Below are 21,321 nucleotides of genomic sequence, written 5' to 3'. Positions count from 1 at the left end.
GCACCCCTCCAAAGGTGCCGCGCCCCATGTGACAGGGGCTGTATCCGAAAGGTTGCAGATATTATATGACTTGTCACGCATTTTTTTTCGGTGTCTACTCGGCCCCGTGGGGGAGCAGCAATGAAACAACCATCAGAGCGACAGGCCGAACGGATCAGGCAGCGGCGTGCCCGCGAGCAACAGAACCTGTTTTCGCGTTTGCCCGCCACCTATGCCGCATCCCGGCTGCAGGGACAGCGCGTGTTGCAGCGCGCCGGCGGACTGTCCGTGGTGGAATGGCGGGTGCTGTGGGACCTGTATGAAGCGGGTCCCATGACGATCCGTGACCTGGCCGAAATCCAGCGCACCGACCATTCGCAACTGAGCCGGGCCCTGCCGGCGATGCACAAGAAACAGTTTGTCACCATGACCCGCGACAGCATTGACGGCCGCCAGGTTGTCGTCGCACTGGCCGAGGCGGGACGAATTGCCTATGAAACCGCTGCCCCGGTGATGAAACAGCGGCGTGACGCCTTGAAAGAAGAATTTTCAGACGCGGAGATTGCCACCTTTGTCGATTTTCTCGACCGGCTGGAAAATTTGCTGCGCCGCCCCGTCGACACAATTCTGGAAAGAGACCCCGCCGAATGACCGATACGCCAAATGTCTTGTGGATCATGGCCGACCAGTTGCGGTTCGATTATCTGAGCTGCTACGGCCACCCGCATCTGCACACCCCGCATATCGATGCCCTGGCAGCGCGCGGCGTGCGGTTTACCAAGACCTATGTGCAATCGCCGGTCTGCGGTCCCTCGCGGATGTCGGCCTATACCGGCCGCTATGTGCGCAGCCACGGCTCGACCTGGAACGGCATACCACTGCGTGTCGGGGAGCCGACACTTGGTGACCATCTGCGCGAAGCCGGTGCCCGGGCAGTACTCGTGGGCAAGACCCATATGATCGCCGACCGCGAGGGCATGGCCTGGCTCGGCATAGATCCGGCCAGCGAGATCGGCGTGCGCGTTTCGGAATGCGGCTTTGAACCGTTCGAGCGCGATGACGGGCTGCACCCCGACAGCCCGCGCCAACACTGGTCGGCCTATGACGACTATCTCGTCAGTCTCGGCTACAAATCCGATAATCCGTGGGAGGATTTCGCCAATTCCGGCATCGATCCCGATGGCGAGCTGATGTCGGCCTGGCTGCTGAAGAATTCGCGCCTGCCCGCCAATGTGCCCGAAGAACATTCCGAAACCGCCTATATGACCAACCGGGCGATGGATTTCATGAGTGAGGCGATGGAGGGCGACAAGCCGTGGCTGTGTCACCTGAGTTATATCAAGCCGCACTGGCCCTATATCGTGCCTGCACCCTATCACGACATGTATGGCGCCGAGCATATTGTCGATCCGATCCGCTCACAGGGCGAGCGGGACACCGACCACCCCTTGTTGCGCGCCTATCAGCAGGCCCGCGTCTGCCGCAGCTTTTCGCGCGACCATGTGCGCGAGCATGTGATCCCGGCCTATATGGGACTGATCAAGCAACTGGATGACAATATCGGGCGGCTGCTTGCCTGGATGGACGAGAAAGGACTGAGCGAGAACACGATCATTGCGTTCACCTCGGACCATGGCGACTACATGGGCGACCACTGGATGGGCGACAAGGATTTCTATCACGATGTGGCGGCAAAAGTGCCGCTGATCATTGCGGATCCGCGACCTGAAGCAGACACGACCCGCGGCACGGTCTCCGATGCGCTGGTCGAGATGATCGACCTTGCGCCCACCTTCATGCAAGCCATGGGATGCGCGTCCAAGCCGCATATCGTAGAGGGCCGGGATCTGACCCCGCTGCTGCATGCGACCGAAGGGTTTTCCCGCCGCTACGCCATCAGCGAACATGACTATTCCAGTTTCGAGATGGCCAGCGCGCTGGAGGTTGCGCAGGAAAATGCGCGCACGGTGATGATCTTTGACGGGCGCTGGAAATATGTCCGTTGCGAAGGGTTCCGGCCGGTGCTGTTCGACCTCGAAAGCGACCCGGATGAGCTCATCGATCTGGGTGGATCCGACACAGCCATCCACACACGGATCCGTGCGGAGATGGAGCAGGCGCTGCTGACCTGGGCGTTGCAATATCACACACGCATCACGGCGACTGCCGAGGTCCTGCTGCGGCAGGGCAAAACAGCGGAAAGCGGCATCCTGATCGGGTTCTGGGACGAGGCCGAATTCGAAGAGGCCACGGGCATGCCGTTTGCCAGCCTGACCCCGGCCGGCCGGCCCGGTTCCTGAACCTGCCCGCTTGGGGTCCGGGAAACGGGCCGGGGCCTAAAACCACGACCCCTTGAGCTTGCGGGCCACGAAACCGGAAAGCCTGGCCATTTCGGCCGCATCGGCAAAGTCTGACCGGCCGGTGGCCATGCGGTTCCAGACCGCGCGAAAAAACAGCTGCGCACTTGCCTGGGCAAACTCGTGGGCAAGCTCCGCAGGCTGGTCGCTGGCAACCACCTGAGCGCGCAGAGCACGCCAGGCCTCAAGCTGCCCCATGACATCAGGGGCGTCTTCGGCCAGTTCGGTGATCAGGTTTCCAAAGGCATCGGCGCCGGCGCCCTTGTGCACGCTGAGACCCCGGGTCGCCAGCCCGAGTTCGTGAATGCCGTTCGCCCCTTCATAGATGGCGGTGATGCGCGCATCGCGGAAAGTCTGTTCCACCCGGTACTCGTGCAGATAGCCGTAGCCGCCCAGAACCTGGATGCCGAGATCGGCCGATCGCATGCCTGCCTCGGTGGCAAAGACCTTGCACAGCGGGGTCAGGAACTCGATCAGTTGCGGACGGCCTCCCAGTTCCAGCTCGACCAGCGCGATATGGCACATTGCGCGGGCGCCGAGCGCAAGCGATCTCTGGGTGTCGAGCATGCGGCGAATGTCGGCATGATCGCTCAGCACCGCTGGTGCGCCATCGGGTTTGCGGCCCTGCCGCCGTTCTGCCGCATAGGCACTGGCAATGTCATGGGCGCGTGACGCATGGGCAACACCCTGCAGGGCAACATCGAGACGGGCATGGTTCATCATGGTGAACATGGCGTGCAGCCCCTCGCCTTCACCGCCCAGCAGCTCCGCCTCGGCACTGTCGTACAGCAGCTGGCAGGTTGGCGAGGCGTGCAGCCCCATCTTGTCCTCGATCCGGATGACGCTGACCGCATTGCGCACCCCATCTGATTGCGACGGACACAGGAACAGGCTCAGGCCCTTGACGCCATCTTCCGGCGCTCCGGTGCGGGCCAGAACCAGATGCAGAATATCGTCGGAGAGATCCTGATCGCCACCCGAGATGAAGATCTTTTCGCCACTGAGTTTCCAGCCTTTGCCACCCTTAATCGCCCTGGTCCGCACCATCGACAGATCGGACCCGGCACCGGGCTCGGTCAGGCACATGGTCGAGAGGCATGCGCCCGAGGCGAGCGCCGGCAGATAACGCGCCTTCTGCGCCTCAGTGCCAAAGCGTTCGATCGTGCGGGCAGCCCCCGGAACCAGCCCGGTCACCATCTGCAGGGAATGGCAGGCGCCGGAAAAGATCTCGGAGATTGCGGCCAGAACCACGCCGGGAAGCGCCTGGCCGCCATGGGTTTCGGCAAGGGTCAGTCCCGGCCAGCCTTGCGCGGCATAGTCCGCATAGGCCTCACGGAACCCGTAAGGCATGCGCACCCGTCCGTTTTCCAGCCGGCAGCCCTGCCTGTCGCCGGGTTCGTCCAGCGGCGCGATGACTTCTTCGGCAAAGCTTGCGAAGTGACCGATGATCTCCCGCAACAGCTCGACATCGAGCCCCTCGACACGGCTGGCGCGCGCCACGCGCAGCAGCGAGAAAAGGATGTCATCGACGGGGGCTTTGAAGGGCAGCATTCAGGTGTCCGTTCTCACGCAGCATTCATCGGTTTCGCGGCGCTGTCAGCTTTCGGAAACGCCCAGCAGCCGCATGGCATTTTCCTTCAGGATCAGTGGTCGCACCTCGTCCTTGAACTCGGCCTTGTCGAAGGCATTGAGCCATTTTTCCGGTGCGATCATCGGCCAGTCGGAGCCAAACAGCATCTTCTTCTTCAAAAGCGTGTTGGCATAGCGCACCAGGATCGGCGGGAAATATTTCGGCGACCAGCCGGAGAGATCGATATAGACATTGGGCTTGTGGGTGGCGACCGACAACGCCTCTTCCTGCCAGGGGAAAGAAGGGTGCGCGAGGATGATCGGCATGTCGGGGAAATCGACCGCCAGATCGTCGATATACATCGGGTTCGAGTATTTCAGCCGCATGCCATTGCCGCCGCGCATGCCGGAGCCGACACCGGTCTGGCCAGTGTGAAACAGCGCCGGCTTACCGGTTTCGGCAATCGCCTCGTAAAGATCATAGGCCATGCGGTCATTGGGGTAGAAGCCCTGCATGGTCGGGTGGAACTTGAAGCCCTGAATGTTGTGGTTCTTGACCAGATCGAGCGCCTCACGGGCCCCAAGCTTGCCCTTGTGCGGATCGATCGAGGCGAAGGGGATCAGGATGTCGCTTTCCTCGGCGCAGGCCTCGGCGACCTCGTAGTTGTTGTAACGGCGATAGCCGGTTTCGCGCTCGGCATCGACCGGGAAGATCACCGCCGCGATGTTCATCTCGCGGTAATGCGCAGCCGTCTCGGGAATGGTCGGCGGGTGCTGCCAGGGCGCACCGAAATATTTGGCCATTGTCGACTGCAGCTCGTCATAGCCGTCATCGGCGTGGCAGCCGCAGGATTCTTCCGCATGGGTATGGAAGTCGATTGCGCGGACTTTTGAAAAATCTACCATTGCTTACCTCACACCCGGATCAGAGCCGGATCTTCATTGTCGTAGAGCCGTTCGAGAAGGTCGGCACGGCGGGTGATGATCTTGCGGACGTTGAGTGACCCCTTGTCCGTCATTTCCGAATCTTTCAGGCTTGGCGGATCGGCAAGAATGATGGCACGGGTGATGCGTTTGGCCGATCCGGCAGAAGTTTTGGACATGGCCCGCAGCCGGGTTTCGACGGCCGCCTGAAGCTCGGGATCAATCACCGCGCCTTCAGACCTATTGTCGCCATGCACCTGGCCCGGTTTGGGGAAGATGAACAGGCCGATCTCGCCGCGGTCATGACCACAGATGACCACGTCCTGGACCAGCCCGCGCAGATGCTCGAGCGCATCGAGCCGCAGCCTTCCGGCCTGCACCCATGTGCCGGTCAGAAGCTTGAAATCCTCCGACACCCGGCCATCGAAGATCAGCCCGCGCTCAGGGTCGTCAGGATTGACGAAACGCACGGCGTCACCGGTGATCAGAAAACCTTCCTCGTCAAAGGCCGCTGCGGATTTTTCTGCATCTTCCCAATAGCCGGTCATGACATTGGGGCCCTTGACGCGGAGTTCGCAGCGCATCTCGTCATCCGGGATCAACTTGATTTCGGTTCCCGGCAGCGGCACGCCGATCACGCCGGAGCGGCCGATCGGCTCATGCACCATCAGCGTTGCCGGGGCGGTCTCGGTCATGCCCCAGCTCGAGATCATCAAGGGAAGCTTGCCGCGGATCTCGATCGCCATTTCCTCAAGCCGGGTCCAGACATCCTGCGGCAGCGAGGCGCCGGCGTAAAACAGCAGATCCAGCTCGCCGAAATAGGCCTTGCGCAGCGCCAGGTTGGTTTCCATCTCGTGGACCAGCATGCCGAAGCCGACGGGCACGTTGAAGGACAGTGTGCCGGGCCTGTCGATGATGTTTTGAACCGTGAGCGGGAAACCGGAATTCGTCGGCTTGCCATTGTCGATATAGAGGCTGCCGCCATGCGCCAGCATCATCAGCGTGTTGTGGGTGCCGCCAAAGACATGGTTCCACGGCAGCCAGTCCATGATCCGCGGTGGCCGTTCCTTGAGGAAGGGCAGCACGCTGCTCATCTGCGCCTGGTTGGCGCACATCATGTGCTGGGTGGTCAAAACACCCTTCGGCTCGGACGAGGAGCCGGAGGTGAACAGCACCTTGGCCAGCGTGTCGGGACCGACCTTCGCGTGGACACTGGCAAGGTCAATGCCGGCATCACCGCGCAACAGCTCGGCAAAGGATGTGACCGCGACCGGCGCGCCCTCGGTCCGGCTTGCGACGATCTCGACACCCTGCAGTTCGGGGCGCGATATCGCAGCACCATAGCGCGCTGCATCATCAACGAAGGCCATGGCCGGCTTGATCTTGTCGAGCACATAGACAAGCCGTTCATGGGCTTCGGTTATCAGCGAATATTGCTCGGCCAGCGGCACGGTGGGCACACCGGCATATTGCGCGCCGAGCGAGAGCAGCGCGTGGTCAATGCTGTTGCCGGACATAATGACAATCGGAGTGGAGGCGCCCATGCCGCGCGCCGCCAGGCTCGAGGCAATGGCACGCACCGCGTCGCGGACCTCCGCATAGCCCATCTCGCGCCATCCCGCGCCCGACCGTTCGGCAAGATAGATTCGCGATGGAGCCTCGTCGGCCCATTTGTCGAGCCAGACTCCGGTGTTGGAGACCACCGGATCAGACGGGGTCCTGCTCGTCATCACCATGTCGTCCGTGCGCCGTTCGATCGCGACGGCATGAGGAACCAGTGTCAGCCCCGTAGTGGTGTCTTTCATGACGTGCCTCCCAAGCGGTCAATCAGCGATTGCGATTGTCTTCAATGATGCGGCCGAGCAGCAATTTCAGCGTCTCGCGTTCCGCCCCGGACAGGGCAGACAGGATGCCGTCTTCGTGTTCATGGACGCGCTTTTCGGTGCGGCTCCACAGGTTGCGGCCCTTCAGGGTCGCCCGCAGCGCATAGGAGCGACGGTCGCCTTCAACCTTGTTGCGCGAGATCAGGTCGGCATTTTCCAGTTCGTCAACGATGACGACCACGCCGGATCGCTCGATCTGCAGCGCCTGCGCCAGCTGGGTCTGTGAAATGTCCGGGTTCTCGACAACGATACCGAGGGCGGAAAATGTCACGATTCTGAGGCCAGTGGGCTTGAGAATCCGCAGCATGTCCTGCTGGATCAGCAGATAGGCCATCTTCATCTCATAGCCGACAAACTGGCGGAGCCGGGTTTGCGCCAGTTGTTCATCTTTTCCCGCTGGATCCGTTGCGCGCTTTGTCATCTGTGCTCCTGCCCCCAAAAAGTCCTTGCTGCTGATCCCTACCTGAACACCGGCCGGCGCTTTTCGAGGAAGGATTTCAGGCCTTCCTCGGCATCCGCGCTGGTCTGTGAGACTGCAGCGCAGAGGCTTTCGGCGAACAGCCCGTCCGATTTCGACATGTCGGAAATCCGGCTGATTGCCTGGATCATCATGTAGTTGGACAGGCTGGCATTGTTGGCAATCCGGGTCGCCAGCTTCTGGGCCAGCGCCATCGCCTCGCCGTCACCGACGGCATAATGCGTCAGCCCCAGCGCCAGACCTTCCTCGGCATTGTACTTGCGCCCGGTCAGCATCATCTCGCACATCCGGTCAGAGCCAATGATGCGGCCAACACGAACCGTGGCGCCGCCGCCGACGAAGATGCCGCGCATGCCTTCGGGCAGCTGGAAGATGGTTGAAGGCTCGGCAATCCGCACATGGGTTGATGTGGCAAGTTCCAGCCCGCCGCCGATGACGGCGCCGAACATGGCAGAAACCACCGGAAGGCCTGAGAACTGGATGATGTCCATCACCCGGTGCCAATTGCGGGAATGGCGCATGGTGCCTTCGGCATCGCGCGAGACATGCTCGGACAGATCGAGGCCGGAACAGTAATGCCCGGCGGTGCCGGTCAGAATAACCGCCCGGACACCCTCGGTCGGCGCAGTGAAGAAGGCTTCGAGTGCGGCAAGGAGCTCATCGCACATGGCATTGCGCTTGGCCGGGCGGTTCATGGTCAGGGTGGCAACCGGTCCATCGGTCGTCACCAACAGCATGTCACTGGACTTTGTCATGTTGATCCTTGCATTGCCGTGTCGCCGGCCTGTCCTGCGGCCCTGCGAGCCGCCGCGTCACCCAGACCGATCCTGACTGCGGCACTTCGTGCGTCGGGCGAGATGACGGACATGGCGTTTCTCTCCAGCCAAAATAGTGAACACTTATAATTGTTCTGTCAATGAACAATTACGAAACTACCTACTTCTGGTGAAGATCAATTTCCGCATCCGGGCTCAGGCCATCAAGCCAACGGCGCCGGATGAATGAACGGCCAGGGCGAGGTGTCCGATCCGCGCGGAATGCTGACTTCGATCACCACGGGCTCATTGGCCTGCAATGCTTCGGCCAGTTTCCCGCGAAGATCTTCCGGGCTGTCGGCTTTCATCGCCATGACGCCAAAGGATTGGGCCAGGGCAACAAAATCCGGGTTTTCCAGATCCGCACCGAGCAGCCGGTTGCCGTATACCGTCTGCTGATCGCGGCGGACATTGCCATAGGCCGAATTGTTGAAGACGATGGCCACGACGGCAATGTTGAATTGCTTGGCTGTCGCAAGTTCCTGTACACCGAACATGAAGCCGCCGTCGCCGGACACCGACACGACCGCCTTGTCGGGATTGCCGACTTTCACGCCCAGCGCGGTGTTGAAGCCGAAGCCGAGATTGTCCTGATAGCCGCAGGTGACATATTGCCTTGCCGCATAGACCGGGAAGCACATCCTTGCGGTAAAGCCGACCTGGGAGACTTCCTCGACAAAGAACCCGTCGCGCGGCAGCACATCGCGGATCACCCGCAGATAGCCTTCCTGCGGCTGAACGCTGCTCAGCGCCTCTACGGCATCCTCTTTCAGCTTTCCAAGCTCGGCTTCGCGCGAAGCCCGCTCCGGCAACCGCTTGAGTTCGTCAATCAATGCCCGGACGCCGGCAGCGGAATCCGTGACCAGTCCGACATCGGGTTTCAATCGCACCATCTCGGTCGGATCAATATCGACGCGCACGACCTTCAGCCCCTCGGGCATCCAGCGCCAGCGGAAATATTGCAGCTCCAGCCGCGATCCGATGCCGATCAGCAGATCGCACGTCTGCCAGTAATGCCAGGCCGCCGGCGGCAGCAGCGCAAGCGGGTCATCATCCGTCAACACGCCCTTGCCCGAGCGATGCGCAGTGACCGGCGCCTGCAGCAGCCGCGCCAGTTCAGCAACTTCGGCTTCCGCACCAATGGCGCCGGAGCCGAGCATGATCATCGGGTTGCTGGCTTCGCGGATCAGTGCTGCGGCTTTTTCCACCGCCTCGGGATCCGGACGCGGAGCGGCGATTGGCTGCGCGGCCTCGGGCATGTCGACGTCCGCCGCCATGCCGAACACATCCCACGGCGCTTCAATACCGACAGGCCGCTGACGGCCCGACAGCATCTGCTTGAAACCCTCACCCATCACGGCCCCGGCCTCGGTCGGATGATTGATCCGCTCGGCCCATTTGGTCAGCCCTTTGAGCGTTCCTAGGTGATCCGGCAATTCGTGCAACTGTCCCCGGCCCTGCCCGATCAGATGCGACATGATGTTGCCGGTCAGGCACATCACCGGCGCGTTCGCACCATAGGCTGTGCAGAGCGCTGCACCGGAATTCAAAAGACCCGGCCCCGGCACCACCGTATAGGCGCCCACCCGTCCGGTGGATTTCGCGTAGCCATAGGCCATGTAGCCCGCGCCCTGCTCATGGCGGGTATGAATGAAGCGGATGCTTTCGGCTTCGCGCGCGATCGCATCGTTGAAATCATACATATGCGCGCCGGGAATGCCGAAGACGGTATCCACGCCATTGGCAATGAGCGACTTGGCCATTACTTCGCCGGTGGTCATGCGGGTCATTGGATCATCCTACTTTGCCATGCTGAGAATCTGGACGGTGGTGTATTCGCGCAAGCCTTCTTCGCCGAATTCGACGCCGATGCCCGATTGCTTCACCCCGCCCATGGGAACCGTCGGGTTGAGAACCCCGTGCCGGTTGACCCAGCGTGTGCCCGCAACCAGCTTGCGCGCAACCTTGGCTGCTTCTTCCGGGTCATTGCCCCAAGCCGATGCTCCGAGGCCTACTTCCAGCGCATTGGCCTGAGCGATTGCGTCACCGAGATTGGTATAGCGGATCACCGGCAGGATCGGACCGAATTGCTCTTCGGCAACGACGCGCATGTCTTCAGTCGCGTCCGCAATAATGGTCAACGGGTAGATATAGCCCTTGCCGTTCGGCGTCTCGCCACCGGTCAGGATGCGCGCGCCCTTGGCGCGGGCATCTTCGACCAGCTCGACAATCTTGTCGAACTGCATCTTGTTCGACAGCGGCCCGATCAGCGTATCGGGCTCGGCGCCATTGCCGACCTTGATCCCGCCTACGAATTCCGCAAGCCCCTCGCAGACGGCGTCATAGTCTTCGTCATGCACATAAAGTCGCTTCAGGCAGGAGCAGGTCTGGCCGGCATTGATGAACGAACCCCAGAACAGGTCTTCCATGCGGCCGCTCATGTCGGTGCCGGGCAGCACGATGCCGGCGTCATTGCCGCCAAGCTCCAGCGTCAGCCGCTTGAGCGTCGAGCCTGCCCGTTCCATGATCCGGCGTCCGGTGGCGATCGAGCCGGTGAAGGCGATCTTGTCGATATCGGGATGGCTGGAGATGCGGTCACCAACCTCGGCATCACCGGTCACCACGTTGAGGACACCGGCCGGCAGGATACCCGCCTCGTTGATCAATTGCACCAACTTCAAGGTAGACAATGGCGTATAGGGCGATGGTTTCATCACCACCGTGCAGCCAGCTCTCAGCGCCGGCATGATGTGCCAGACCGCGATCATCAGTGGCCAGTTCCAGGGCGTGATAGAGGCCACAACACCGACCGGCTCGCGGATCAGCTCCACCCGTTCCTCGTCACTGTCGATCAGAACCTCGGGTCCGGTCGAAAGCCCTTGCGTCACGCGGGTCCAGGCGATGCAGCCGCCAACCTCGAAAGGCGCGCCGGGGCCAGCCTGCGGCTTGCCCTGTTCGGCGGTGATCAGTGCCGCCAGTTCCTGCTGGTTGGCTTCAATAAGGTCGGCAATCTTGCCCAGCGCCTCCTGACGCTCCGAAGCCGGCGTCGCTGCCCAGGCCGGAAAGGATCGCCTGGCTGCAGCCACCGCATTGTCCATATCCGCGACCGAGCCCTGCGGGCAGGCCGCGACAACGTCGCCGGTCGCCGGATTGATCACGTCGAACGTCTCTTGCGTGTCGACCGCCTTGCCGTCGATTGTCAGTGAATAGGTCATCAACACTTCTCCTCCTTGCGCCAGACACATGCGCGGTTTTACAGCGTTTTCGCCCGAAGTCTCAATTCCACACCGACACCAGCCAGTAGCTCAGCCACGGGAACGAGATCAGCAACACGATCCTGACGAGTTCCGCGATGACAAAGGGAATGGTGCCCCGGAAGATTTGGCGTGTGGGGATATCCTTGGCGATGGCCGAGATGATGAACAGGTTCATGCCGACCGGCGGCGTGATCATGCCGACCTCGACGACCACCAGCGTCAGGATGCCGAACCAGATTGCCTGCTGTTCCGGCATCAACCCGAAATCAAGGCTCATCACAGTCGGGAAGAACACCGGCACCGTCAGCAGAATCATCGAAAGGCTGTCCATGACGCAGCCCATCACCAGATAGAAGACAACGATGCACAAAAGCACCACCATCGGTGCGATGTCGGCGGCAATGAACCAGTCGGCCAGCGCCGTCGGCATCCGCGACAGCGCCATGGCGACATTGAACAGGTCGGCGCCGAAGATGATGACGAAGATCATCGCACTTGCGGCCGCGGTGTCGATCAGGCTGGTGATCACCGCCTCGAGCGTCAGTTGCCGGGCGACAAAGCCGGCAAGTGCCGTCAGCACAACGCCGACGGAGGCGCCCTCCGCAGGCGTGAAAAATCCGCCATAGATACCGCCGAGCACGACGACAAAAATGCCGACAATGTGCCAGACATCGCCCAGACTCCTGATCCGGGTGCGCATGCTGGCCGGCTCTTGCGACGGGCCTTCCTCGGGATAGAGCCGGACATAGATGGCGATGGTGATCAGGAAGCCGACGATCGCCAGCAGGCCCGGCAAGGTGGCGGCCAGAAACAGTTTCACGATGTTCTGCTCGGTCAGCAGCGCATAGATGATCAGCACGATCGAGGGAGGAATGAGAATCCCCAGCGTGCCGCCGGCAGCCAGGCATCCGGACGCCAAAGCATCCGAATATTTGTGCTTGCGCATTTCCGGCAGCGCCACGCGCGCCATGGTCGAGGCGGTGGCGATGGAAGATCCGGAAATCGCGCCGAACATGGCGCAACCGGCCACGGAGGCCATGGCCAGTCCGCCGCGGAAATGGCCGATCCAGGCATTGGACGCAGAAAACAGGGCTGCCGAAATGCCGGTGCGGGTGGCGAGATTGCCCATCAGAATGAACAGCGGCACAATGGCCAGTTCATAGGACAGGAACCGGTCCGGCCAGGCCGAGGCTATATAGGCCTGAAGACCGGCCGTGCTGGAAAGGGCCGCATAGCCGGCCGCGCCGACGAGGCCCATGGCCAGGCCGATCGGCGCCCGAAGCACGATGGCGCCGAGCAGAACCACGACCATGATGACGGAAAGAAGTGTGGGATCCATGCTCAGTGTCCAGTCGGCCCGGCGACCACATCACGCCAGAAAAAAGTTTGAGCCAGAGCAATGAAGCTCGATAATCCTGCCCCGATGATGGACGGGATGAATCCCCACCACATCGGAATTTTCAAAAGCATCGACCGGTCGTCATAGGCCCGGATTTCTTCCATGCCGCGAAACATGTAGACAAACAGAAAGGCCCAGGCGATGGCGAAGACAAACGTCCAGAACTGGTCGATCCGCGCGACAACCGGTCCGGGCAACCAGTTGGTGAAGAGGTCGACCATGACGTGGCCCTTGTTGAGCTGACACAGCGGCAGGAACAATCCGGCAGCATAGACGCAAGACATCTGCACAAGCTCGAAATCGCCTGAAATACCGCGCAGGCCGATATTGCGCATGAGAACCGACACCGTGACAATCAGCGCAACCGTGAGGATGACGGCGCCACCCAGCGCGCCCGATAGCGTCGCGAGTCGCAGCAGCCAGGTGTGCAGGGGGAATATCCCCCCTGCTGCGCCGGCCAGAGACTGGACCAACCGGACATGTTCAGCTGTCCAGCAGTTCGTTGGCGCGTGCAATGATCGCCGCACCATCATGGCCGGCATCATCGAGCGTCTTCTGCCAGTTGGCATAGACCGGCTTGGAGGCTTCCTGCCACTTGGCGATCTCGTCGGTGGAAATTTCGACAATCTCGTTGCCGTTCTTCTCGACGATTCCGCGGCCGACCGCTTCGAACTCGTCGAAGGTCTTGCCGATGCGCTGGGACAGGGCGATTCCGCTGTTGGCATCGATGACGCCACGCAGATCGTCTGACAGTCCTTCGTATGAGGCCTGATTCATCAGCAACGTGTTGGTGTTGGCATACAGGCCGCGCGCGCCGGCAGCCGCTTCGCAGGAGACCTTGGTCAGTTCCTGCAGCTTGAACGGCGGCACCACTTCATAGGGCAGGCAGCAGCCGTCGATGACGCCGTTGCTCAGACCGACAACCATTTCGGTGACCGGGAAGAACACCGGCTCGGCGCCCATTGATTCGAGCAGTTCGCCCATTGCCGAGTTGGGGCTGCGGATCTTCATGCCTTCAAGGTCGGCCGCGGTGCGGATAGCCTTGTCGCGCATGTGCAGCTTACCGCCGTCATGGCTCCAATAGGCAAGGTTCTTCATGCCGGCATATTCATCGCCGCCGAACTCATCCATCAGCGTGTGCAGCGCAACGGAAGTCTTTTCGGCATTGGTGACCATGAAGGGCAAGCCCATGGTTTCGGCAACCGGGTAGCGGCCGGGCGTATAGGTCGGCAGCGCCCAGGCGATATCGACGATGCCGTTCTTGACCTGGTCAGCCAGCTGCGGCGGCTTGCCACCCAGCTGCATTGCCGGGAATATCTGCACTTCGATGGCGCCGTTGGACGCATCCATGATTTCCTGTGCCCATGGCACGAAGAACTTGGAATGCATCGGTGCAACCGGCGGCAGAAAATGGTGCAGGCGCAGGGTGACTTCGGCGGCCTTGGCATTCCTGACGAAAGCCGGGGCAGCAAGGACCGCAGCCATCCCGCCCAGAACCCGACGACGTGACATTTTCAACATGCTCATTGTCTTACTCCTCCTTCGGGTCCGCGGACCCTTTCGTAAAGGAACGGGGTCGATTCCCCGTTCCCGATCTGTCGTGCAGTGCCTGGCGTTTCGATCCGAAGCGGTTTCCTGGCACCTGCCGAAAGCTTTGGCGGGAGCACCTGTTCCTCTAAAAAACCGGCCCCGATGCTGGTGCCGCAGGCTGCAAACCGCGATGCGAATTCCTCATTCAGGCCTCCCCGCTTTCGCAAGTGGCGGCCGTCCGGGCGGCACTCCTCATCCCAAACTGTGACCAACAATAATTGTTATGTCAATGAACAATTATTGTTGAGCCCATACACAATGCCCCCATGGCCCTGCGCTATTTTGCCTTCTCGATTTCCAGCCGCTCGACCGCGCCCGCGCGCAGCGTCGCGACCTGATTGAGCAGCGCCTGCGGGTCGACGAAAATGTTCGGCTCTCCGGCCTTCCGGGCCAGATGCTTCTGGCGGTTTTCATCGAGATCGTTGGAAAATCCGTGGGTGGTGAGATGGACTTCGACGCGGTCATCGCCACTTTCGACGATGTTGCGCACCCGGTCGACGCTTTCGATATAGGCTTCCACCTGGGGCGGACCGTCGATTGCGTTGAGGCCGAGGCCGCCGATGGTGATGGCGCGATAGGTCTGGTCGCCATCCGTGACGTCATAGAGATAGGATGCCGTTCCCCAGGTGTGGCCCGGCGTCTCGATCACCTTGAAGCTGTTGCCGCCAAGCTCGATGGTGTCGCCATCTTCGACCACCACATCCTGCTCGATCATCTCCCAGGCGCGGGGCGTGGCTTCCGACTTCTTGGCCGATTCGATGGCCTCGTCCCAACCGCCCTGCGTCATGACGAATTTGGCATTGGGCAGCAGCGGCTTGAGCGCAGCCGCGCCCCCGACATGGTCGAAATGTCCATGCGTCATCAGCACATATTTGATGTCGGCGAAATCCGTGCCGGTGGCTTTGAGATTGTCGATCAACTGGCCGATGAAAGGGCCATAGAGCGTATCGATCAGCACGCTACCCTCATCGGTGTGGACCAGCCAGGCAGAGACCCAGCAGACACCGACGTAATCGACATTGTCGAAAGGTTTCCATGGCTCGACCTTCTGTGCATCAGCATCGTTGAGCCATTTGCCCAGATCCGGCGGCATCTTGCCGCTGCGTCCGAAATCGGTGAAGCGCTCCAGGATCGGGCCTGACGGACAGCCATCGAACAGCGGTTGCGCCGAGGCCTGGAACGGCGCCGCCGTCACCATCATGGCTGCGGCCAGGGCGAGGCCCGGCATTGTCCTGAACACTCCGGTCATCGCTGCCCCAGGGGACTGGGCATATGAGTTGTGCATGATCAACCTCCCGTTTCGCTGCGCCGCCGAAGCGGCCCTGGCGGTCATTCCGCTGTCGGAATGAGCCTGCCCGGATTCATGATGTCCTGCGGGTCAAGCGCCCGCTTGATTGCGCGCATGGCATCTAGCTGCGCCGGTTCTTTCAGCGCGCGCATGACATCGAGCTTGCTCTGCCCGATTCCGTGTTCGGCGCTGAAGGAGCCGTTGAGCTGCTTGAGCAGGTCGAACGCCCTCGCCTTGGCTTCTTCGAGCGGCAGTGCGTTCCAGGTGTCCTGGTCCTGGCTCACCAGCGCATAGTGCAGATTGCCGTCGCCGAGATGGCCGATGGTGAGCGTTTCGAAACCCAGGGCTGCGGCGGACGCGTCCATCGCCTCGAGAAAGCCGGAAATCCGCGCCAGCGGCAGCGAGATGTCGAAATGGTAGGACGGCCCATAGGCCATGATCGATTCCAGCACCGATTCGCGCATGTGCCACAGATCGGCGCGCTGCTGTTCCGACTGGGCGACCACGGCATCGATCATGTCGCCGGACTCCATCAGTTCTTCAAACAGGATGAGAAGCTCCGAGGTCAGATGGTTGGCCCCGGCCTCGTCAGTTCGCGCGTCCGACACACGGCTTGATCCGACCTCCAGGAGCACCCCGGTTTCCACCGGGCCTTGCAGCGGCGATTTCAGGGCCGGAAAAGCCTTTCCGATCGCACTCAAGACCGGTTGCGGCAGATATTCGAAGGCCTCGACGGACTGGCCGGTCCGGTCCTGGATCAGGTTGAGGGCATGAAGGGCGGCATCGACGGAGGCCATCGAGAGAAAGGCCGTCACTTGGGTCAGCGGCTGGGGAGAGAGCTTGAACACGGCTGCGGTGATGATGCCGAGGGTACCCTCTGCACCTATCAGCAAATCCTTCAGATCATAGCCGGTGTTGTCCTTGCGCAGGCCGGTCAGCCCGTTGAAGATCGACCCGTCCGGCAACACCGCCTCGATGCCGAGGCAGAGTTCCCCGGTATTGCCGTAGCGCACGACGTTGGATCCGCCGGCATTTGTCGCAAGATTGCCGCCAATGGTGCAACTGCCCTTTGCGCCGAAGCTCAGGGGAAACAGAAGCCCGTGGGCGGACGCATGGTCCTTCAGAATTTCGAGCACCACACCGGCCTCAGCCACGACAGTACGGCCTGCTTCATGGAGTTCGCGGATGGTTGTCATGCGGGAAAGCGACAGGACGATGGAAGGACGGGCCGCGGACGGCACCCCGCCTCCGGCCAGGCCGGTGTTGCCGCCTTGCGGAACAATGGCGATGCCGGCCGCGCCGCACAGTTTCACGATTGCCGAGACCTGCTGCACATCGGCAGGCCGTACAACGGCGATTGCCATACCGAAATAGTGCTTCGTCCAGTCAGTCAGATAGGCGGACATGTCGCTGGCACCGGTGAAAACATGAGCGGCGCCAACGATGCCGCGAAGATCATTCACGACATCAGCAATGGCTGTCTCCGCGATCTTTCTGGCCTCGCTCACATTTTTCTCCCCACCAATGCCACCCTCCCAGGTGGTGCGCTGTCACTGTGTCAAACTAACATGGTACATGGTAGATGAGATTGTCAAGCACCATGTACCATGTTAGTTTCGCCGCATGAACAGCCCCTTGAAGCGAATCGAGCAGCCGATCTCCCTGATGGAAGTCACCGTGGACCGGATCCGGGACGCGATCATCGCCGGCGAGTTACCGCTGGGCTGCAAGCTGTCCGAGCAACGGCTGGCCGACATGCTCGGTATCAGCCGCTCCCCGGTCCGCGATGCACTGGCTGCCCTGCAGATGGAGGGCCTGGTGACGATTTCTCCCAAGCGCGGCTCCTTTGTCTTCACCCCTGATCTCAAGGCCGTGGACGAGATCTGCGAGCATCGCTGCATTCTGGAAAAAGCCTCGGTCCGCAAGGCGATCGCCTGCAACCACGCGGCGCTGCTCAAGAGCATGTCGGCAGCCTGCAAGAAAATGGCCGAAGCCGCCGATCGCGGCGATGCACTGAGCTACACCAGGGGTGACATCGACTTTCACAATTCGATCATCATGAGCGGCGGCAACCATTCCATCGCCTCGTCCTACAAGCGGACCATCGGCCCGCTGATGGCATTGCGGACCCATCTCTTCACGATCATGAACGAGAACCTGGAACGCTCGATGAAGGAGCACCTTGCGCTGCTGGAGATATGCCGTGTGAAGAATGTCGAGGAAGCGGAACGGATGATCGACGTCCACGCCGCCCATCTCGGCGAAGCCTATCGCACCGCCCTGCAGGAAACATCGCTTTTTGACGAGATCACCAAAGGGGCCGCGTGAGCGACGTTCACACGTCGATGCGCTGAAGCTCGTCCAGCAGATCCAGAAGCAGGTCGAGTTTCTGGCGACCAAACTCGGCCTCTATGGTCGAAAAGATTTGGGCATTGCGTGCGCGATGCCTGGCGATCAGCACCTTTCCCGTCGCAGTGACGCTGACCAGCGTCCGGCGCCGGTCGGCCGCATCGGTCTTGCGGGCCACAAGCCCGTCGCCATCCATCGTGCGCAAGATCCTGGTCAGGCTCGGAAGCTGCAGGCAGGCTGCCTGCGCGATCGCGGTCTGCTCCATTTCACCGGCCTCGTCGACAACGCGGAGAATCCGCCATTGCTGTTCAGAGATCCCGCTCTGTTGCAGCATTTCCCGGATCGGCACCATGATCCGCTCGCGGGTGCGCAACAGCGCGATCGGCAGGGAGCGCGAAGTCGGTCCGAAATTTGAGCCGTTTGCCGGCCTCTGATCTGGTCTGTCCATGTTTCCTCCGCGACGGCCCAGGAGAGCTTGCAACATAATAGTTGACAAGGCAACTATTATTACTTAACAAAGCAATTATTCTGGGAGGAGTGAAGCATGCCGCATTTCCACGTCGACTATTCCGCCAATCTCGAGGACAGGCTGAACATTGCCGATCTTCTGGTGGTCATTCGTGACGCTGCGATGGAAACCGGTGTTTTTGTCCAGGCAGGCATCCGGGTCCGCGCGACCGCCTGCGACCACTGGGTCATCGCCGACGGCAATCCGGATCACGCATTCCTCGACATCTCCGTACGGCTGCGTGCCGGACGGCCGGACGAGGTCAAGAAACAGGCCACGAAGCATATCTTCGCCGCGGCGGAAGCGTTCTGCGCCGACGTCATGGCCACATCTTCCTTCATGCTGTCACTCGAGATGCGTGACATCGACCCCGAACTGAGCCCCAAGGCCAGCTCGATCCGCAAATATCTTCCCGGAGACAACACATGAGCGATCTAACCACGCATCTGGCCAAACTCGACAGCCACCTGGCCCGTTATCGCGACAAGGGTATTTTGAATCTGATCAATGGTGAAGACGTCGCAGTCTCCGAGACCTTCGAGACCCGTTCTCCGGTCGATGAAAGCCTGATCTGCACCGTCGCCCGCGGCTCTGCTACCGATATCGACGCCGCGGCAAAGGCCGCAAAAGCCGCCTTCCCGGCATGGAATGCGCTCAGCGGTGAAGCCCACAAAAAGATCCTGCACAAGATCGCCGACCTGATCGTCGAGCGCGCCGAGGAAATTGCGCTGTGCGAATGCTGGGACACCGGCCAGGCCTATCGTTTCATGTCCAAGGCAGCCCTGCGCGGGGCGGAAAATTTCCGCTATTACGCCGATCTGGCACCCAGCGCCCGGGACGGACAGTCTCTGCCGACCAAGACCCATCTCAATGTCTCCAGCCGCAGCGCCATTGGCCCGGTGGGTGTCATTACGCCGTGGAACACGCCTTTCATGCTGTCCACCTGGAAGATCGCACCGGCGCTCGCCGCAGGCTGCACGGTGGTGCACAAGCCGGCCGAATTCAGCCCGCTGACCGCGCGCATCCTGGCCGAAATCGCCCATGAGGCAGGCCTGCCCGCCGGTGTCTGGAACCTGGTCAACGGCTTTGGCGAAGACGCCGGCAAGGCATTGACCGAGCATCCCGACATCAAGGCCATCGCCTTTGTCGGCGAAAGCCGCACCGGCTCGATGATCATGAAACAGGGCGCCGACACGCTCAAGCGGGTTCATTTCGAACTGGGCGGCAAGAACCCGGTCATCGTCTTCGATGACGCCGATCTCGATCGCGCACTCGATGCAGCGATCTTCATGATCTACTCGCTCAACGGCGAACGCTGCACATCCTCAAGCCGGTTGCTGGTACAGGACACCATCGCCGACGAATTCGAGGCCAAGCTCGCCGCGCGGGTCAACAACATCAAGGTCGGGCATCCGCTCGATCCTGCCACCGAAATCGGCCCGTTGATCCACAAGGTGCATTTTGACAAGGTCACCGAATATGTCGGCATCGGCAAAACCGATGGCGCCACACTTGCCGCCGGCGGCGAACGGATCGGTGACGCGGGCTGGTTCATTCAGCCAACGCTGTTCACCCATGCCGATACCTCGATGCGCATCGCGCAGGAGGAAGTCTTTGGTCCGTTCCTGACTTCGATCCGGTTCAAGGACGAGGACGAGGCGCTGGCGATTGCCAATGACGTTCAGTATGGCCTGACCGGCTACATATGGACCAATGATGTCACCCGCGCGCTGCGCTTCTCCGATGCGCTCGAGGCCGGCATGATCTGGGTGAATTCGGAAAATGTCCGCCACCTGCCCACACCGTTCGGTGGTGTGAAGTCCAGCGGCATCGGCCGTGACGGTGGTCAATGGTCGTTCGAATTCTACATGGAACAGAAAAACGTGGCCTTTGCCCTGGGCCAGCACAAGATCGCCCGTCTGGGCGCCTGAGGAGGAGAGATCATGCCGATTCCCGCACACAATCTGACCCCGCCCTTCAACATCGTCCGGCTCAGCCATACCGAGCTGCGTGTCACCGATCTCGCCTGGTCGCGCGGATTTTACGTCGATACGCTGGGCCTGCAGGTCACCCACGAAGATGCCGAGACGATCTATCTGCGCGCGATGGAAGAACGCGGCCACCATTGCATGATCCTGAAAAAGGCGGCACAGCCGTCTGTCGGTGTGCTCGGCTTCAAGGTCTGGAGCGAGGAAGATCTCGACAAGGCTGAAAGCTGGTTCAAGTCACGCAGCCTTCCCACCTCCTGGATCGAACGACCGTTCATGGGACGGGTGCTGGCCACCCGTGATCCCTTTGGCGTTCCACTTGAGTTCTACGCAAAGATGGACCGGCTCGAACCGGTGCACCAGAAATACAAGCTCTACCGCGGCGTCAAACCGCTCAGGATCGACCACTTCAACCTGTTTTCCTCCAATGTCGATGAAAGCATCAAGTTCTATGGCGACATCGGTTTTCGCGTCACCGAATATACCGAAGACGCAGAAACCGGCCGCAGCTGGGCTGCATGGATGCACCGCAAGGGCGGCGTTCATGATATCGCCTTTACCAATGGCACCGGTCCCCGGCTGCACCACACGGCGTTCTGGGTACCGACCCCGCTCAACATCATCGATCTGCTCGATCTGATGTCGACCACGGGCTATGTCAGCAATGTCGAGCGCGGCCCTGGCCGTCACGGGATCTCGAATGCCTTCTTCCTTTATATCCGCGACAAGGACGGCCATCGCACCGAGATCTATTGCTCGGATTACCAGACCATCGACCCCGATCACGAGCCGATCAAATGGGACCTCAAGGATCCCCAGCGGCAGACGCTCTGGGGCGCGCCGGCGCCACGCAGCTGGTTCGAGTTGGGCTCCGAATTCGAAGGCGCCGAGCTGGTGGAAAGCGATATGAAAGCGCAGCCGATCATTGCGCCGTGAA

At 61.1% G+C, this 21,321-nt stretch carries 19 protein-coding genes; 6 read left to right on the top strand and 13 right to left on the bottom strand.

What is annotated here, in order from left to right:
• Positions 1–120: 120 nt before the first annotated feature.
• Both OEG82_RS06875 and OEG82_RS06870 read left to right on the top strand, forming a co-directional pair.
• Positions 121–630: a MarR family winged helix-turn-helix transcriptional regulator gene (locus tag OEG82_RS06875; RefSeq protein ID WP_267611691.1), complete on the top strand. Its 510-nt coding sequence runs from the start codon at positions 121–123 to the stop codon at positions 628–630.
• A complete protein-coding gene (locus OEG82_RS06870) occupies positions 627–2,279 on the top strand; it encodes a sulfatase-like hydrolase/transferase (protein ID WP_267611690.1) in 1,653 nt (550 codons plus the stop codon). Before OEG82_RS06875 ends, OEG82_RS06870 begins: the two co-directional genes overlap by 4 nt.
• Positions 2,280–2,315: 36 nt before the next feature.
• On the opposite strand, the gene OEG82_RS06865 is transcribed toward OEG82_RS06870, so the two are convergent.
• The 12 genes from OEG82_RS06865 to OEG82_RS06810 all read right to left on the bottom strand — a co-directional run bounded on the left by OEG82_RS06865 (position 2,316) and on the right by OEG82_RS06810 (position 17,047).
• The gene (locus OEG82_RS06865) at positions 2,316–3,887 is read right to left on the bottom strand and encodes an acyl-CoA dehydrogenase family protein (protein ID WP_267611689.1); all 1,572 of its coding nucleotides are present in this window, start codon (positions 3,885–3,887) and stop codon (positions 2,316–2,318) included.
• Positions 3,888–3,932: 45 nt separating this feature from the next.
• Complete coding sequence (locus OEG82_RS06860; protein WP_267611688.1) at positions 3,933–4,811, bottom strand: amidohydrolase family protein; 879 nt, start codon at positions 4,809–4,811, stop codon at positions 3,933–3,935.
• Between the two features lie 8 nt (positions 4,812–4,819).
• Positions 4,820–6,634: a feruloyl-CoA synthase gene (locus OEG82_RS06855; protein WP_267611687.1), complete on the bottom strand. Its 1,815-nt coding sequence runs from the start codon at positions 6,632–6,634 to the stop codon at positions 4,820–4,822.
• A gap of 22 nt (positions 6,635–6,656) precedes the next feature.
• Positions 6,657–7,133, bottom strand: coding sequence for a MarR family winged helix-turn-helix transcriptional regulator (locus OEG82_RS06850; protein WP_267611686.1), 477 nt, complete (start codon positions 7,131–7,133; stop codon positions 6,657–6,659).
• Between the two features lie 38 nt (positions 7,134–7,171).
• Entirely contained in the window at positions 7,172–7,945 is a 774-nt protein-coding gene (locus tag OEG82_RS06845) for a crotonase/enoyl-CoA hydratase family protein (RefSeq protein ID WP_267611685.1), read from the bottom strand.
• A gap of 224 nt (positions 7,946–8,169) precedes the next feature.
• The gene (locus OEG82_RS06840; RefSeq protein WP_267611684.1) at positions 8,170–9,795 is read right to left on the bottom strand and encodes a thiamine pyrophosphate-dependent enzyme; all 1,626 of its coding nucleotides are present in this window, start codon (positions 9,793–9,795) and stop codon (positions 8,170–8,172) included.
• A 9-nt stretch (positions 9,796–9,804) separates the two neighbouring features.
• Positions 9,805–11,223, bottom strand: coding sequence for an aldehyde dehydrogenase family protein (locus tag OEG82_RS06835; RefSeq protein ID WP_267611683.1), 1,419 nt, complete (start codon positions 11,221–11,223; stop codon positions 9,805–9,807).
• A 58-nt stretch (positions 11,224–11,281) separates the two neighbouring features.
• Positions 11,282–12,601, bottom strand: coding sequence for a TRAP transporter large permease (locus OEG82_RS06830; protein WP_267611682.1), 1,320 nt, complete (start codon positions 12,599–12,601; stop codon positions 11,282–11,284).
• A 2-nt stretch (positions 12,602–12,603) separates the two neighbouring features.
• Positions 12,604–13,206, bottom strand: coding sequence for a TRAP transporter small permease (locus OEG82_RS06825; protein ID WP_267611681.1), 603 nt, complete (start codon positions 13,204–13,206; stop codon positions 12,604–12,606).
• Complete coding sequence (locus OEG82_RS06820; protein ID WP_267611680.1) at positions 13,145–14,188, bottom strand: TRAP transporter substrate-binding protein; 1,044 nt, start codon at positions 14,186–14,188, stop codon at positions 13,145–13,147. The genes OEG82_RS06825 and OEG82_RS06820 overlap by 62 nt, the downstream gene beginning before the upstream one ends.
• Positions 14,189–14,528: 340 nt before the next feature.
• Positions 14,529–15,536 (bottom strand): MBL fold metallo-hydrolase, encoded by a 1,008-nt coding sequence (locus OEG82_RS06815; protein ID WP_267611679.1) that lies wholly within the window; start codon positions 15,534–15,536, stop codon positions 14,529–14,531.
• Between the two features lie 44 nt (positions 15,537–15,580).
• On the bottom strand, positions 15,581–17,047 hold the full coding sequence (locus OEG82_RS06810; RefSeq protein ID WP_267611678.1) for an FAD-binding oxidoreductase: 1,467 nt from the start codon (positions 17,045–17,047) through the stop codon (positions 15,581–15,583).
• 127 nt (positions 17,048–17,174) lie between these two features.
• On the opposite strand from OEG82_RS06810, the gene OEG82_RS06805 reads away from it, so the two are divergent.
• Positions 17,175–17,867: a GntR family transcriptional regulator gene (locus tag OEG82_RS06805; RefSeq protein WP_267611677.1), complete on the top strand. Its 693-nt coding sequence runs from the start codon at positions 17,175–17,177 to the stop codon at positions 17,865–17,867.
• A 7-nt stretch (positions 17,868–17,874) separates the two neighbouring features.
• On the opposite strand, the gene hpaR is transcribed toward OEG82_RS06805, so the two are convergent.
• Positions 17,875–18,336 carry a homoprotocatechuate degradation operon regulator HpaR gene (gene hpaR / locus OEG82_RS06800; protein WP_267611676.1) on the bottom strand — a complete coding sequence of 154 codons (462 nt, stop codon included), beginning with the start codon at positions 18,334–18,336 and terminating at the stop codon, positions 17,875–17,877.
• A gap of 96 nt (positions 18,337–18,432) precedes the next feature.
• Here hpaR and OEG82_RS06795 point away from each other — a divergent pair, with 96 nt between their 5' ends.
• From OEG82_RS06795 to hpaD, 3 genes are read left to right on the top strand one after another with little or no spacing between them, the layout of a single operon-like run.
• Positions 18,433–18,825: a 5-carboxymethyl-2-hydroxymuconate isomerase gene (locus tag OEG82_RS06795; RefSeq protein ID WP_267611675.1), complete on the top strand. Its 393-nt coding sequence runs from the start codon at positions 18,433–18,435 to the stop codon at positions 18,823–18,825.
• Positions 18,822–20,327 carry a 5-carboxymethyl-2-hydroxymuconate semialdehyde dehydrogenase gene (hpaE, locus tag OEG82_RS06790; protein ID WP_267611674.1) on the top strand — a complete coding sequence of 502 codons (1,506 nt, stop codon included), beginning with the start codon at positions 18,822–18,824 and terminating at the stop codon, positions 20,325–20,327. Before OEG82_RS06795 ends, hpaE begins: the two co-directional genes overlap by 4 nt.
• Positions 20,328–20,339: 12 nt before the next feature.
• Complete coding sequence (gene hpaD / locus OEG82_RS06785; RefSeq protein WP_267611673.1) at positions 20,340–21,320, top strand: 3,4-dihydroxyphenylacetate 2,3-dioxygenase; 981 nt, start codon at positions 20,340–20,342, stop codon at positions 21,318–21,320.
• Position 21,321: the final 1 nt, after the last annotated feature.

The sequence above is a fragment of the Hoeflea ulvae genome, assembly GCF_026619435.1.
GTDB lineage: Bacteria > Pseudomonadota > Alphaproteobacteria > Rhizobiales > Rhizobiaceae > Hoeflea > Hoeflea ulvae.
Note: the sequence above shows the minus strand (reverse complement) of the source record. Positions and strands in the feature narration are given on the sequence as shown.